This is a genomic window from Microbacterium oxydans (assembly GCF_000956405.1).
Taxonomy (GTDB): Bacteria; Actinomycetota; Actinomycetes; order Actinomycetales; family Microbacteriaceae; genus Microbacterium; species Microbacterium oxydans_C.
Genome location: NZ_JYIV01000015.1, coordinates 1 through 12912 on the forward strand (window position 1 = coordinate 1; position 12912 = coordinate 12912).

14 protein-coding genes are annotated in these 12912 nt (G+C 68.1%); 6 read left to right on the forward strand and 8 right to left on the reverse strand.

Features of this window, described 5'->3' with window-relative positions; genetic code table 11:
* Positions 1 to 201: 201 nt before the first annotated feature.
* A complete protein-coding gene (locus RN51_RS02270; RefSeq protein ID WP_045262428.1) occupies positions 202 to 774 on the reverse strand; it encodes a dihydrofolate reductase family protein in 573 nt (190 codons plus the stop codon).
* Between the two features lie 70 nt (positions 775 to 844).
* Here RN51_RS02270 and RN51_RS02275 point away from each other — a divergent pair, with 70 nt between their 5' ends.
* The 4 genes from RN51_RS02275 (at position 845) to RN51_RS02290 (ending at position 4953) form a co-directional block, all read left to right on the forward strand.
* On the forward strand, positions 845 to 1411 hold the full coding sequence (locus tag RN51_RS02275) for a TetR/AcrR family transcriptional regulator (protein ID WP_045262429.1): 567 nt from the start codon (positions 845 to 847) through the stop codon (positions 1409 to 1411).
* A gap of 76 nt (positions 1412 to 1487) precedes the next feature.
* Positions 1488 to 2816, forward strand: a complete 1329-nt coding sequence (locus tag RN51_RS02280) for a transcriptional regulator (RefSeq protein WP_045262430.1) — start codon at positions 1488 to 1490, stop codon at positions 2814 to 2816.
* Positions 2817 to 2926: 110 nt separating this feature from the next.
* Entirely contained in the window at positions 2927 to 4492 is a 1566-nt protein-coding gene (locus tag RN51_RS02285; protein WP_045262431.1) for an aldehyde dehydrogenase family protein, read from the forward strand.
* Between the two features lie 80 nt (positions 4493 to 4572).
* Positions 4573 to 4953: a DUF779 domain-containing protein gene (locus RN51_RS02290; protein ID WP_045262432.1), complete on the forward strand. Its 381-nt coding sequence runs from the start codon at positions 4573 to 4575 to the stop codon at positions 4951 to 4953.
* Positions 4954 to 4964: 11 nt separating this feature from the next.
* On the opposite strand, the gene RN51_RS02295 is transcribed toward RN51_RS02290, so the two are convergent.
* The 6 genes from RN51_RS02295 to RN51_RS02320 are packed head-to-tail and all read right to left on the reverse strand — an operon-like array spanning position 4965 to position 10603.
* On the reverse strand, positions 4965 to 5720 hold the full coding sequence (locus RN51_RS02295; RefSeq protein WP_045262433.1) for an ABC transporter ATP-binding protein: 756 nt from the start codon (positions 5718 to 5720) through the stop codon (positions 4965 to 4967).
* Positions 5717 to 6514, reverse strand: a complete 798-nt coding sequence (locus tag RN51_RS02300; RefSeq protein ID WP_045262434.1) for an ATP-binding cassette domain-containing protein — start codon at positions 6512 to 6514, stop codon at positions 5717 to 5719. Before RN51_RS02300 ends, RN51_RS02295 begins: the two co-directional genes overlap by 4 nt.
* A complete protein-coding gene (locus RN51_RS02305) occupies positions 6511 to 7371 on the reverse strand; it encodes an ABC transporter permease (protein WP_045262435.1) in 861 nt (286 codons plus the stop codon). The genes RN51_RS02300 and RN51_RS02305 overlap by 4 nt, the downstream gene beginning before the upstream one ends.
* The gene (locus RN51_RS02310; RefSeq protein ID WP_045262436.1) at positions 7368 to 8330 is read right to left on the reverse strand and encodes an ABC transporter permease; all 963 of its coding nucleotides are present in this window, start codon (positions 8328 to 8330) and stop codon (positions 7368 to 7370) included. The genes RN51_RS02305 and RN51_RS02310 overlap by 4 nt, the downstream gene beginning before the upstream one ends.
* A 52-nt stretch (positions 8331 to 8382) precedes the next feature.
* Complete coding sequence (locus RN51_RS02315; protein WP_045262437.1) at positions 8383 to 9879, reverse strand: ABC transporter substrate-binding protein; 1497 nt, start codon at positions 9877 to 9879, stop codon at positions 8383 to 8385.
* A gap of 28 nt (positions 9880 to 9907) precedes the next feature.
* The gene (locus RN51_RS02320; protein ID WP_045262438.1) at positions 9908 to 10603 is read right to left on the reverse strand and encodes a DUF1684 domain-containing protein; all 696 of its coding nucleotides are present in this window, start codon (positions 10601 to 10603) and stop codon (positions 9908 to 9910) included.
* A 119-nt stretch (positions 10604 to 10722) separates the two neighbouring features.
* On the opposite strand from RN51_RS02320, the gene RN51_RS02325 reads away from it, so the two are divergent.
* Positions 10723 to 11007: a DUF1778 domain-containing protein gene (locus tag RN51_RS02325; protein WP_045262439.1), complete on the forward strand. Its 285-nt coding sequence runs from the start codon at positions 10723 to 10725 to the stop codon at positions 11005 to 11007.
* Complete coding sequence (locus RN51_RS02330; protein WP_052674544.1) at positions 11000 to 11503, forward strand: GNAT family N-acetyltransferase; 504 nt, start codon at positions 11000 to 11002, stop codon at positions 11501 to 11503. Before RN51_RS02325 ends, RN51_RS02330 begins: the two co-directional genes overlap by 8 nt.
* Before the next feature lie 317 nt (positions 11504 to 11820).
* Here the strand turns inward: RN51_RS02330 and RN51_RS02335 are convergent, their stop codons facing one another.
* Entirely contained in the window at positions 11821 to 12906 is a 1086-nt protein-coding gene (locus RN51_RS02335) for a hypothetical protein (RefSeq protein WP_045262440.1), read from the reverse strand.
* Positions 12907 to 12912: the final 6 nt, after the last annotated feature.

Consider the following 12912-nt stretch of genomic DNA (forward strand, 5'->3'; position numbering starts at 1 on the left):
GAGACAGGGACAGAACCGGTGGGGGTGGGGGTTCGGACGTTCATGGCGCCTCCTGTGCTCGTGGGGTGCCCCCACGCTAGGAACCCGATGCCCGTTCGGGAACACCGTTGCCAGAGCGGCGAGGAGGAGCTATGGGGCGTCGTCGTGCTCGCCGGCCCGACGTCAGATCTCGCGAGGATCTCAGGTCTCGCCGGCCCGACGTCAGCTCTCGTGGGGGCGGCGTTGCAGTTCCGTGACGACGACGCCCGACTCGTAGGCGACGGTCCGCACCGCATCGAACCGCTCGGGACGATACGAGCGCTCGTGGAAGAGCGGGATGCCCGCCCCGAAGAGCAGCGGCTGCCGCTTCAGCACGAGTCGATCGATCTCGTCGGCGAGGGTCGCCGCGAGTGCGCCGCCGCCGCACAGCCAGATCGCTGCTCCCTCCTCCTGCTTCAGGCGTCGCACGACCGAGACGGGGTCCTCCGCTGTCACCTCGAGGTTCTCGCCGTCCGCTGTCCTCGTCCTGCTGAACACGATCTGACGGAGGTGTCGGTAGGGACTCGACAGCCCGCCCACGGCGTAGGTGTTCCAGCCCATGAGGACGGTGTCGAACATCTCGCGCCGTTGCGGAACCCCGAGGGCTTCGGCGGCGACGGTCGGCAGCGTGTCGGCGAAGCGGGCATTGATGCCGTCCATGTGGTCGCCCTCGATGAGGAACGCGTCGAATTCACCGCTGGGACCGGCGATGTACCCGTCGAGGCTGACGGCGGCGTAGTACACGAGCTCTCGCATGCTTATCCAATCACTACATTTGTAGCGGTTACAGTACAACAGGCGTAGTGATTGCGCTAGGGTTCCTTCCATGGTGAAGAACGATTCGCGACGACGGACCATCGCGGATGCGGGACTCGCGGTGCTCGCACGCGAGGGGTCACGAGGGCTCACGCACCGAGCCGTCGACGTCGCCGCTCAGGTCCCGATCGGCACGACGTCGAACTACTTCCGCAGCAGAGACGCTCTGATCGAAGGACTGGTCGAGCGGATCGGGGAGCGGCTCGCACCGAGCGCCGCTGATCTCGCGCGCCGGGCGAAGGCTGAGCCGGGACCGGCGCTCTTCGCCGACTACCTCCGCGACATCGTGCGGCGCCTGACCGACGATCGGGACGTGACGCTCGCGCTGTTCGAGCTGCGGCTCGAGGGCGGTCGGCGGCCCGAGGTCGCCGCCGTCCTCGGTGCGTGGCAGCGCGCCGGCTTCGACGCCGACGTGGCTTTCAACACCGCGGCGGGACTCCCGGGAGGACGCCGTGAGATCGCCCTGTTCCACTACGCGATCGACGGACTCCTGCTCGACCGGCTCACGACGCCCATCGATCAGGAAACCTCCACCGACGACGTCATCGACGACCTGGTCGCGGGGCTCATCCGCTGACGCGGCGGGGTGTTCCCTCGGGAGCGCGCTGCTCGTACACTGAGGCAACGCACGCTCTCGACGATCGGAGACCGCTGTGTCTGCGCCGTGGCAGGTATCCCGCGAGTCGCTCCCCCCGACATCGCGACTTCTCATCGAGCGTGCGCACGAGGAGCTGCTCGCCGGCAACCTCGAGGACCGGCGTCTGCAGCAGGTGCGACCGCTGGTGCGGGAGTCGTGGGAACGGGCATGGCGCGGGCGCGTCGGCCCCGAGGGCGCTCCTCCGCTCGACCTCGTGAGCGAGGAACTCGAGGCGTATCGGCTCGCTCATCCGCTCGCCTCGGTCATGGACATGATCCGTGCGCTGCTGCTGCCGGGTGAGGCGCAGGATGCCGGAGTCGTCATCGCGGTCGGCGACCAGGCCGGCCGACTGCTGTGGATCGAGGGTGACGCGCAGCTGCGGTCGCTCACCGACGACATGGGTTTCGTCGCGGGAGCGAACTGGTCGGAGGACGCCGTGGGCACGAGCGCGCCCGGGACCGCTCTGGTGCTCGGCCAGTCGGTGCAGATCCGCGGCGCGGAGCACTACAACCGCCTCGTGCATCCCTGGTCGTGCACCGCGGCTCCCGTCCGCGACCCGGAGACGCAGCGCGTGCTCGGGGTCATCGACATCACGGGAGGAGCAGAGGTCGTGTCTCTGCAGGCACGGCTGCTCGTGGATGCGACGGCGCGGGCCGTGGAGTCGGAGCTGATGGTGGCGCGTCTGCGGGCGCGCAGTGAGACGCCCCGACCTCGTGCAGCGGCTGCGAAGTCCCGCGTGCCGGCCACGGCGCGGGCGACACTCCACGTGCTCGGACGCGATCGGGCACGACTGGAGACGGAGTCGGATCACGACGAGTCCGTGATCGAGCTCAGCGCCCGGCATGCGGCGATCCTGCTGATGCTCGGCGTGCACCGACAGGGGCTCTCGGCCGAGCGCCTGTGCGAGCTCGTGTACGGACCCGGCGTCTCGCCCGACACGCTCCGGCCCGAGATGGTGCGCCTGCGGAAGGTGCTCGAGCGCACGGCTCCCGATCTCGTGCCCGAGTCGCGGCCGTACCGGCTGCCCGTCACGCTCGACACGGATGCGCACGACGTCCTGTCGCTGCTGGACCGGGGTGCGCACAGGGTGGCGCTCACCGCCTATCGAGGACCGGTGCTGCCGGAGTCGACGTCTCCGGGCGTCGAGGAGTTCCGCGAATCGGTGCGCGCGGCGCTGCGTGAGGCGATGCTGTCGGAGGCGAGTCTCGATGTGCTGCTGTCCTATGCGGAGATCCCCGAGGGACAGGGCGATGCGGAAGCCCTCCGCCTCGCGCTGGAGATGCTGCCAGCCCGGTCGCCGAAGCGCGCGGGACTGGTCGCACGGATCGAGCGTCTCGAAGCCTGAGCTGCTGCAACCGCTCGCAACGTTGCGCATCGAGTCGCAACGTCGGTCGACCTAGCTTCGGGGAAGAGCCGCAGCACCGAAGCGCGGCGCACCCGTCGAAGGAGACCCCCATGACCATCGTCGAAGAAGACGTGTCCGTCGCCCCATCCTCCACCGCGTACGCCGCGCCCGGGCAGCCCGGAGCCGTCGCGAACTATCGACCCCGCTACGGCCACTACATCGGTGGCGAGTTCGTGGAACCCGTCAAGGGCCAGTACTTCGAGAACGTCAGCCCCGTCAACGGCAAGCCATTCACCGAGGTCGGCCGCGGCACCGGCGAAGACATCGACCGGGCGGTCGACGTCGCCTGGAAGGCGTTCGCGAGCTGGGGCAAGACCAGTCCCGCCGAGCGCTCCGTCATCCTCAACCGCATCGCCGACCGCATCGAGCAGCACCTCGAGGAGATCGCAGTCGCCGAGACGTGGGAGAACGGCAAGCCCGTGCGGGAGACGCTCGCGGCCGACATCCCGCTCGCCGTCGATCACTTCCGGTACTTCGCCGGGGTGCTGCGGGCGCAGGAGGGCGGCATCAGCCAGCTCGACGAGAACACGGTGGCCTACCACTTCCACGAGCCGCTCGGAGTGGTCGGGCAGATCATCCCGTGGAACTTCCCGATCCTGATGGCGGTGTGGAAGCTGGCGCCCGCGCTCGCCGCAGGCAACTGCGTGGTGATCAAGCCCGCCGAGCAGACCCCGGCCTCGCTGCTGTTCCTGTTCGACATCATCGGCGACCTTCTGCCCGCCGGCGTCGTCAACATCGTCAACGGGTTCGGCATCGAGGCGGGTGCTCCGCTCGCGCAGCACAAGCGCATCCGCAAGGTCGCCTTCACCGGGGAGACCACGACCGGGCGACTCATCATGCAGTACGCCTCGCAGAACCTCATCCCGGTCACGCTCGAGCTCGGAGGCAAGAGCCCGAACGTGTTCTTCGAAGACGTCGCCGGGTCCACGAACGACCCCTTCTACGACAAGGCGCTCGAGGGGTTCACGATGTTCGCGCTCAACCAGGGCGAGGTCTGCACCTGCCCTTCTCGCGCACTCATCCAGCGCTCGATCTACGACGGTTTCCTCGCCGACGGCCTGGAGCGGGTGGGCAAGGTCGTGCAGGGCAACCCGCTCGACCCCGCCACCATGATCGGCGCACAGGCGTCGAACGACCAGCTGGAGAAGATCCTCAGCTACATCGACATCGGAAAGCAGGGCGGTGCCCGGCTGCTGACCGGTGGGGAGCGCGTCGACCTCGGCGGCGATCTGAGCGAGGGGTTCTACGTGGCACCGACCGTGTTCGAGGGCACGAACGACATGCGCATCTTCCAGGAGGAGATCTTCGGGCCCGTGCTGTCGGTCACCTCGTTCGACGGCTTCGACGACGCGATCTCGATCGCGAACGACACGCTGTACGGACTGGGCGCCGGTGTGTGGAGCCGCAGCGGCGACACGGCCTACCGCGCGGGACGAGCGATTGAGGCCGGGCGGGTCTGGACCAACACGTATCACCAGTACCCCGCGCACGCGGCGTTCGGCGGATACAAGCAGTCCGGTGTCGGACGGGAGAACCACAAGATGATGCTCGACCACTACCAGCAGACCAAGAACCTCCTCGTCTCGTACGCAGAGGGTCCGATGGGCTTCTTCTGAGTCACCTCTCCGGGCGGACGCACGAGCGTCCGCCCGGACACATTCCCGGAAAGGCATGAACCGTGGGCGGAGAAGAGACTATGGACCGCGTGGCCGTGACGGAGGCGGCGGCATCGCTCGTGCGCGACCTCACCGCGCAGCACGGGCCCCTCATGTTCCACCAGTCCGGCGGCTGCTGCGACGGCTCATCACCCATGTGCTACCCGATCGGAATGTTCATCACCGGACCGGGCGACGTGCTGCTCGGTGAGCTCGATGTGGGCCTGGAACGGGCCGTCGAGGTGTACATGTCGGGGTCGCAGTTCGAGTACTGGAAGTACACGCACCTCACCATCGATGTCGTGCCCGGCCGCGGAGCGGGGTTCAGTGTCGAGGGTCCGACCGGCATGCGGTTCCTGATCCGCTCCCGGATGCTGGACGACGCGGAGCTGGAGCACTTCGGCCTCACGCCGACGGCGTGAACCGAATCACCTCAGCGCGGCAGCCGAGGAACAGCGTCGACGAGCGCCCGCGTGTAGGGGTCCTGCGGAGCGTGCAGCACGTCGGACGTGGCGCCCTGCTCCACCACACGGCCGTCCTTCAGCACCACGGTCCGGTCGCAGGCCGAGGCGATCGCGGTGAGGTCGTGCGACACCATCACGAGCGAGAGGCCGTTCTCGCGGCGCAGGCGGTCGAGCAGCTCGAGCACCTGCACGCGAGTGGTCACATCGAGCGCGCTGACGGGCTCGTCGGCGAGCAGCACGCGCGGGCGGGAGACCACGGCGCGCGCGATGGCGATGCGCTGACGCTGTCCACCCGAGAACTCGTGCGGGTATCGGCGTGCGGTGTCGGCGGGAAGCCCGACTGCGTCGAGGGCCTCGGCGATGCGTCGCTGAGCGTCGGCGCCGGACGCAAGCCCCAGCGACCGCAGCGGTTCGCCGATGATCCGGTCGATGCGCTGTCGGGGGTCGAGCGAGGAGTACGGGTCCTGGAACACCGGCTGCACACTCGCGCGGAAGCGACGCATCTGGGCGCGGTCGCGCAGGTTCAGGACGGCGCCTTCGAACAGCACCTGGCCTTCGCGTGGGGCGGCGAGTCCGAGCAGCAGGCGCAGGATCGTGGACTTGCCCGCGCCGGACTCACCGACCAGGCCGAGCGAGTCGCCCTCGTCGAGCTGCAGTGAGACGTCGTCGAGCACACGACGGGATCCGTAGGCGAAGCCGGCGCCGTGCAGTTCGAGCAGCGTCATCGTGCACTCTCCCCGGCGTCGAGGAATGCGTCCAGCGCACGAGCGCTGTCGACCAGCATCCGTGTGTACGGTTCGGTCGGCTCGTGCAGCACCTGCGAGACCGAGCCTGCCTCGACCACGAGCCCGTCGCGCAGCACGACGATGCGATCCACCATGCGTGACACCACGGCCAGGTCATGGCTGATGAACAGCAGCGACATGCCGCGCTCGTCGACCAGGCGTTCGAGCAGCGCCAGCACGCCGTCCTGCACGGTCACATCCAGCGCGGTGGTCGGCTCGTCCGCGATGAGCAGCTGTGGGCGGGCTGCCAGGGCGATGGCGATCGCCACGCGCTGCCGCTGTCCACCCGAGAGCTCGTGCGGGTAGGCGCGGGCGATTCGGGCGTCGGAGAGCGCGACCTCGTCGAGCGCGGCGGCGACGGCCTCCGCCAGTGCGGAGCCGCGCAACCCGAGATGGCGTCGCAGCGGCTCGGCGATCTGACGTCCCACCCGCATCAGGGGATCGAGCGCGGTGAGCGGTTCTTGGAACACGATCTGCGCGACGGGACCGCGCAGCGGACGCAGTTCCGCGTCCCGGGCGCCGACGACCTGGTGCCCGTCGAGCAGCACCGAGCCCGACGCGCTCAGAGCGTCAGGGAGCAGGCCGGTCACCGCGAGCGAGGTCAGCGACTTGCCCGATCCAGACTCGCCGATCAGGCCCAGGCGCTCACCCGGTGCAAGGGAGAACGAGACATCGCGCACGAGAGTGCCGGCACCCGAGCGGATGGTGAGTCCCGAGACGTCCAGAATGCTCATCGGCTCCTCCGGCGGGTCGGGTCGGCCAGGTCGCGCAGGCCGTCGGCGAGGAAGTTCACACCGAGCACGAGCGCGATGATCGCGATGCCGGGAGCGATGGCGCCCACGGGGGCGACGAGCACGGTGCCCTGCGCTTCCTGCAGCATCCGTCCCCATGAGGCGTTGGGCGGCGGGGCACCGAGGCCCAGGTACGACAGGCTCGCCTCGGCGAGCACCGCCGCGCCGAACTGCAGCGCCAGACTCACGGCGAGGGTGGGTGCGATGTTCGGCAGCACGTGCTGGAACACGATCCCGAGCACTCCGGTACCGCTCGTGCGCGCGGCGGTGATGTACTGCTCCTGCAGCACGCGGCGCGCCAGGATGCGCGTCAGGCGGGCGACGACCGCCGACATCGCGAGGCCGATCGCGAGCACCGCCGACCACAGCGACGCGCCCTGGACGGCGACGACCAGCATCGCGAGCAGCAGCACGGGGAAGGCGATCACGACGTCGAGTCCGGCCGAGAGCGTGTCGTCGACCCAGGGGCGGGCGAAGGCGGCGATGAGTCCGATGATCGTGCCGAGGACCGCGGCGATCGCGACGGCGCAGGTGCCGACGATGAGCGCGATGCGTGCGCCCCACATCAGTTGCGAGAACAGGTCGCGTCCGAGTCGATCGGTGCCGAGAAGATGCAGGGTGCTAGGCCCTTCGAGGCGACCGCCGCTGGTGTCGGCGAGCGGATAGGGCAGCCAGAACAGCGACACCAGAGCGATCAACACGATGAGACCCGTCAGCACGATCCCGATCAGCAGGGTCGTCTTCGGACGCCGCCGCACGGGCATGGATGCGGTGACCAGCTGTTCGGCGACGCGGCTCATCGGTTCCCCGAGACGCTCGTACGCAGGCGCGGATCGATCAGGCGCTGCAGGATGTCGGCGGCGAACCCGACCAGCAGCACGAAGAGGGTGCTGACCACGAGCACGCCCTGGATCACCTGGAAGTCGTGCTGTTCGATGGCCGACAGCAGCAGGCTGCCGAGGCCGGGCAGGGTGAAGACGCTCTCGACGACGACCGCACCGAGGAGGGTGGTCGACAGTTCGATGCCGAGCACCGCGACGACCGGAACCGCGCCGTTGCGCACACCGTGACGCAGGAGCGCCTCTCCCATGCCGGAACCTCCGGCGCGGGCGGTGCGGAGGTAGTCGCTGCCGAGCACATCGAGCGTCGCCGAGCGGACGTAACGGCTGAGGGAGGCGCTCATGACGATCACGATCGTGATCACGGGCAGCGCGAGCGAGCGCAGCGCGTCGGCCGGATCCTCCCAGTCCTTGCGGGGGAAGCCGCCGGACGGCAGCACACCGAGGCCGAGCGCGAACACCCAGACCAGCACCACTCCGACCCAGAACACGGGAACCGCGACGCCGAGCTGCGCGAACCCCGAGAGCACGATGCCGTACCAGCGGTCGGACTTCACGGCGGCGGTGATGCCGATCGCGAGGGAGACGAGCAGTGCGATCGCGAAGGCGATGAGCGTGAGCGGAAGGGTCACGGCAAGGCGGTCCGCGATGTCGGGGCCGACCGGGCGTGAGCTGAGGAACGACTCACCCAGGTCGAAGCGCAGCAGTTGACCCGCCCACGTCGTGAACTGCTGCAGCAGCGGCTGGTCGGAACCGACTTGGGCTCGGGCGGCCGCGATCTGCTCCGGGGTGGCATTGACCGAGAGCAGCGCGTTCGCGGGGTCACCGGGGAGCAGGCGCAGCAGCACGAAGATCGCGATCATCGCGACGACGAGCGAGATCGCGAGGAACGCGAGGCGGCGCAGCAGATAGGCGAGCATGGCTTCTCAGGATGAGGTGGGGGATGCCGACGCCCGGCATCCCCCACGCACGTCAGGACTTGACGATGTCGTACGCGAAGAACTGCGAGTTCAGGCCGTTGATCGGGTATCCGCTGAGGTCGCTGGAGGCGACCACGATCTGCGGGTACAGGTACAACCATACGCTCGCGGCATCCGCGGCGATCTTCTCGTTGACCTGCTTCAGAAGGGCGGTCTGCTCGTCGGTCGTCGCCGCCTGCTCGGCCTCGGCGACCCACTTCTGGACATCGGCGTCGTTGTAGCCCCAGTAGAAGTCGGGGTTGCCGTACCAGACCACGTCACGGTCGTTCACGTGCTCCTGCAGCGTCGCCTGGAAGTCCTGCTCCTTGAAGACCTTCGTGTACCACTCGTCGGCGCTGATCGTGTTGATCTCGACCGTGATGCCGACCTCGGCGAGCTGCGACTGCAGGAACTCCGCGACGGCGGGGTGCGGGTCGTAGCTCGGGGTGTCGAGCGTGAAGGTGAAGCCGTCGGCGTAGCCCGCCTCGGCGAGGAGCTTCTTCGAGAGGTCGACGTCGTACGGGTTGACCTGCGTGAGGTCCTCGTACCAGGGGTCGGTGGGCGGCACCATCGAGCCGATCAGCGTGCCGTAGTCGCCCCAGATCGACTCGAGGAGCTTCTTCGTGTCGATCGCGGAGTAGATGGCCTTGCGCACGAGCGTGTTGTCGAACGGGGCGACCCTGTCGTTGAAGGCGAGCAGCTCCTTCGTGGTCGAGGTGCCCTCGCTCACGACGTAGTCGTCGGAGTCGAACTGCGTGAGCGAGTCGGGGTTCTGCACGCTCGTGATGACGTCGATCTCCCCGGTGAGGAGCGCGTTGTTCTCCGCAGTCGCGTCGGTGAAGTACGTGTAGACGACCTCGGCGTTCTTCGCGGGCTCTCCCCAGTAGTCGTCCCAGCGCTCGAGGGTCAGGGTCGAGCCCTTCTTCCACTGGTCGAGCGTGTAGGGGCCGGTTCCGTCTTCGGTGCTGGTGATGTCTCCGGCCTCGTCGTTCACGATCCAGACGTAGCTGAGGTTGTAGAGGAACGAGATCGAGCGCTGCGAGAGCGTGAACACGACGGTCTTGTCGTCGGGGGTGGCGATGTCGGCGATCGTCTTGAAGCTCGACTTGCGGGCGGAGACCGAGTCTTCGGCGGTGACGGCTTCGATGCTCGACTTCACGTCGGCGGAGGTGAGCGGGTCGCCCGAGTGGAACGTCACGTCGTCGCGCAGGGTGATCGTGTACGTGAGGCCGTCGTCGGACACCTGGGCGTCCTCGGCGAGGAGCGGCTCGACCTCGCCGTCGTCGGTCAGCCGGTACAGACCCTCGTAGACGTTGCCGGTGAGGGCTTCCGTCACTCCCTGGCCGCCACCCTGCGTGTTGCTCAGGTTGGTGGGCTCGTACAGCGATCCGATGAAGATCGTGGCGTCTTCGCTCGCGGTGGCGTCGTCGTTCGCGCCGGACGCGCAGCCGGCCACGAGGGCGATCGTGGCGGCAGCGCCGAGCGCGCTGAGGAAGCGGGTTCTTCTCATGAGTACTCCAGGGTGAGCGGGTGCGGCGTCACGCCGCGTAGATGTCGAAGCCGTCGCGGAACACGACGTTCTTCTCGCCTGCTCGGATAGGCAGGGGGAAGCGGTTGGATGCCGGCGGGAGGGGGCAGTTGTACTGGGCGCTGAAGCCGCAGGGGGGCACGAACGCGCGGTTGAAGTCGAGCACGACGGAGCCCTCGTCGTCGCGCAGCTCGACGAACAGGAAGCGGCCGGATCCGTAGGTCTCCGATCCGTTCGTCTGGTCGCCGAACACCAGCAGCAGCGTTCCGCCGTCGTCGAACGCGGCGAGAGTGTACTCGTGGCCGTCGAGCTCGAGGCGGATGTCGCCGGGGACGACCAGGTCGCGCGTGCCGCCGTTGTCGCGGATGTGCTCGAACGACACCCGGCGGTCGCCGGAGACCGGGGTGAAGTGTCCTTCGAGGACCCATGCGGGGTCGTAGTCGTAGGTGTCGATGCGGTCGAAGGCGCGGATCGCGGGGGAGTCGGCGTCCCAGACACGCAGTCCGTGCTCGGCTTCACCCGTCTCGATGTTCGTGCGCTCGATCGGGGTCACGGTCACCGTGTCGGCCGCGGCGTGCTGTTCGGCCTCCACGTCGGGGCGCTCGCCGGTCCAGCGGGTCTCCGTCAGAGCGAGGTTGCCGGTTGCGGAAGTGACGGCGGCGCGGCGCTCGGCCTGCCAGTGGGTGTGATCTTCGCGTTCAGACATCACTTTCAATTCTCTTGCATGCAGAACGCGGTGGCGTCGGGCTCGTCACTCGGGGTAACGCGCGTGCGGACAGGAGGATTCCCCTCCTGTGTACGGAGATCTGCCGTACACTGGTTTTCATGACTGCTTCTGCATCTCCGCTCAAGAGCGCCCGACTGGAATTCCGCGTCACGGCGGATCAGAAAGCGGCGATCGAAGAAGCGGCCGCGATCGAGGGACGCACGGTGACGGACTTCTCCGCGTCGGCGCTCGTGGAGCGCGCGCAGGAGGTCATCGAGCGCGAACGCCGATTGCAGGTCGACGCCGTGCGGTTCGGTGCTTTCATCGAGGTCATGGAGCGTCCTGCGCGTTCCATCGATGGTCTGCGCGAACTGCTGCGACGCGAGTCCGTGTTCGTTGACTGACTTCCTGACTCCGCGGCCGCTCGCTGCCGGCGACCGGTTGTCGGAATTCCATTGCGGCGAGGAGAGCCTCGATATCTGGCTGCGGGGCCGGGCGCGCTCGAATGAGAAGCGCGGGGCGTCGCGCACGATGGTCTCCGTCACGAGGGACGGGAGAGTGGCCGGGTACTACTGCCTGTCTTCCAGTGCCATCGACCGCGCAGATGGACCGCCGCCACTCGCCGCCGGTATGCCCTCGTCGATCCCCATCGTGCTGTTGGGGCGTCTGGCCGTAGACCGCGAGTATGCGGGGAGAGGACTCGGGTCCTCGCTTCTCCAGCACGCGACCATCCGGGCGATCGAGGCTGCGGAGGCCATCGGCGTCCGGGCGATCCTCGTGCACGCGATCAACGACGAGATCGTGCCGTTCTACGAACGTTTCGGCTTCACGGCGTTCCCGGACGCGCGGCGTACGCTCTACCTCCGCGTCAAGGACGCTCGCGCCACCCTCGCCGTCTGAGGCGAGTGGAGAGACCTCACCCGTTGAGACGCTCGGTGAGATGCACCGTCACCTCGTCTCCGTCGCTCTTGCCTATGCGCTTGCCTGGAGCCTGAGGATGCAACCTGCTGCAACCTCTGCCGGTATACCATTTGGGCATACGCCCAGCAGCGTCAGTCCCCAGCTGACCGTGGGCGGGGCGGCTCAGCCGTCATGCGGAGGGAGAGTGGATCTCTTTTCGATCCCGAGGGGGGATGGGGTGGGAGCTCGGTCCCCAGCCGGCGCCCACCCCCACACTCGGGCCCTCCGCCACTCCGCTTCGATTCAGTTCATCCGGCTCAGTTCATCCGACTCAGGATCCAGAACATCAGGAACCCGAACACCACGATGAGCGGTATCCACGTCCCTCCCCGCTTGAGGCGACGACCTTGCGGTGCGACCCCCGGTGGCGGGGTGAGCATGCCGGCGGGTGGCGCGAACGGAAGTGCGGGCGTCGACATCGACGGCGGTGCCGTGGTCGCTGCCTCGGCGATGAGACGTTCGTCGCGCCATCGCGCCCACTGATCGAACTTCGTCAGCAGTGCTCCGACGGTGCCGAACAACCACGCCCAGGTGGCGGGGTCGAGGGTGGAGACCTTGCGCTGTGTGTACAGGAACAACCAGTCGTCGACGATCTCCACGTCGAGCTCTGCGGCGTTGTCGATGAACCGCGCCATGATGTCGGGCGTGAACAGGTACAGCGCATCGCGTTCGTAGCCGCGGGGGCAGTAGAGCGTGAAGTGCTGGTCGAAGTCGCCTTCGAGCGACAGCCGTTGGCTCTTCTGGAAGGACGCCGGCAGATTCGATCCGAATCCGTTGTTGCCCTTGGCGTCGAGCACGATGTTCGGGAGCGGCACATCGAGCTTCACGGCCACGTAGCCCCAGCGATAGGTCGTGGAGTTCTTTCCCGACTGCACCGTGTACTGGTAGTTGCCGAACTCGACGAAGCGCGGCCGGGTGCCTCGGATCAGATCGGTCGCCTGGCGTGCACGCCCCAGCTGGAAGATCATGCCGGGCAAGGGCGGGTCGGAGATCTTCGGCTCGTAGGTCATGCCGTTCGCCCGGGCGAAACCGTGCAGTCGATACCGCCGCACCTGCGCGTTGCGCACGCTCATCCAGATCATCACGCCGACCGCGGTCAGGAGCAGGACGATCAGCACGAGCGGGATCGCCGCTGCTCCCGGAGACGCGCCGAACGACGCCAGGCTCAGCACCACGCCGACGAGGGTCGGGATCAGGACCACCGCGGCGATCGCGACGGCGACGATCCCGATGATCGTGGACGCAGAAGGGCCCCCGGTCGGCCGCGAACGGAGCTCGGCCGCGAAGGCACGCACTTTCGCGGGATCGACGGGGTCGGTGAGAGGGCGGGCATCGAAGCTCATCGGCGG

Excerpts from the sequence above, each read along its gene's own strand:
- RN51_RS02270 (WP_045262428.1), bottom strand. The coding sequence starts at position 774 with ATGCGAGAGCTCGTGTACTACGCCGCCGTCAGCCTCGACGGGTACATC.
- RN51_RS02275 (WP_045262429.1), top strand. The coding sequence starts at position 845 with ATGGTGAAGAACGATTCGCGACGACGGACCATCGCGGATGCGGGACTC.
- RN51_RS02285 (WP_045262431.1), top strand. The coding sequence starts at position 2,927 with ATGACCATCGTCGAAGAAGACGTGTCCGTCGCCCCATCCTCCACCGCG.
- RN51_RS02290 (WP_045262432.1), top strand. The coding sequence starts at position 4,573 with ATGGACCGCGTGGCCGTGACGGAGGCGGCGGCATCGCTCGTGCGCGAC.
- RN51_RS02295 (WP_045262433.1), bottom strand. The coding sequence starts at position 5,720 with ATGACGCTGCTCGAACTGCACGGCGCCGGCTTCGCCTACGGATCCCGT.
- RN51_RS02300 (WP_045262434.1), bottom strand. The coding sequence starts at position 6,514 with ATGAGCATTCTGGACGTCTCGGGACTCACCATCCGCTCGGGTGCCGGC.
- RN51_RS02305 (WP_045262435.1), bottom strand. The coding sequence starts at position 7,371 with ATGAGCCGCGTCGCCGAACAGCTGGTCACCGCATCCATGCCCGTGCGG.
- RN51_RS02310 (WP_045262436.1), bottom strand. The coding sequence starts at position 8,330 with ATGCTCGCCTATCTGCTGCGCCGCCTCGCGTTCCTCGCGATCTCGCTC.
- RN51_RS02315 (WP_045262437.1), bottom strand. The coding sequence starts at position 9,879 with ATGAGAAGAACCCGCTTCCTCAGCGCGCTCGGCGCTGCCGCCACGATC.
- RN51_RS02320 (WP_045262438.1), bottom strand. The coding sequence starts at position 10,603 with ATGTCTGAACGCGAAGATCACACCCACTGGCAGGCCGAGCGCCGCGCC.
- RN51_RS02325 (WP_045262439.1), top strand. The coding sequence starts at position 10,723 with ATGACTGCTTCTGCATCTCCGCTCAAGAGCGCCCGACTGGAATTCCGC.
- RN51_RS02335 (WP_045262440.1), bottom strand. The coding sequence starts at position 12,906 with ATGAGCTTCGATGCCCGCCCTCTCACCGACCCCGTCGATCCCGCGAAA.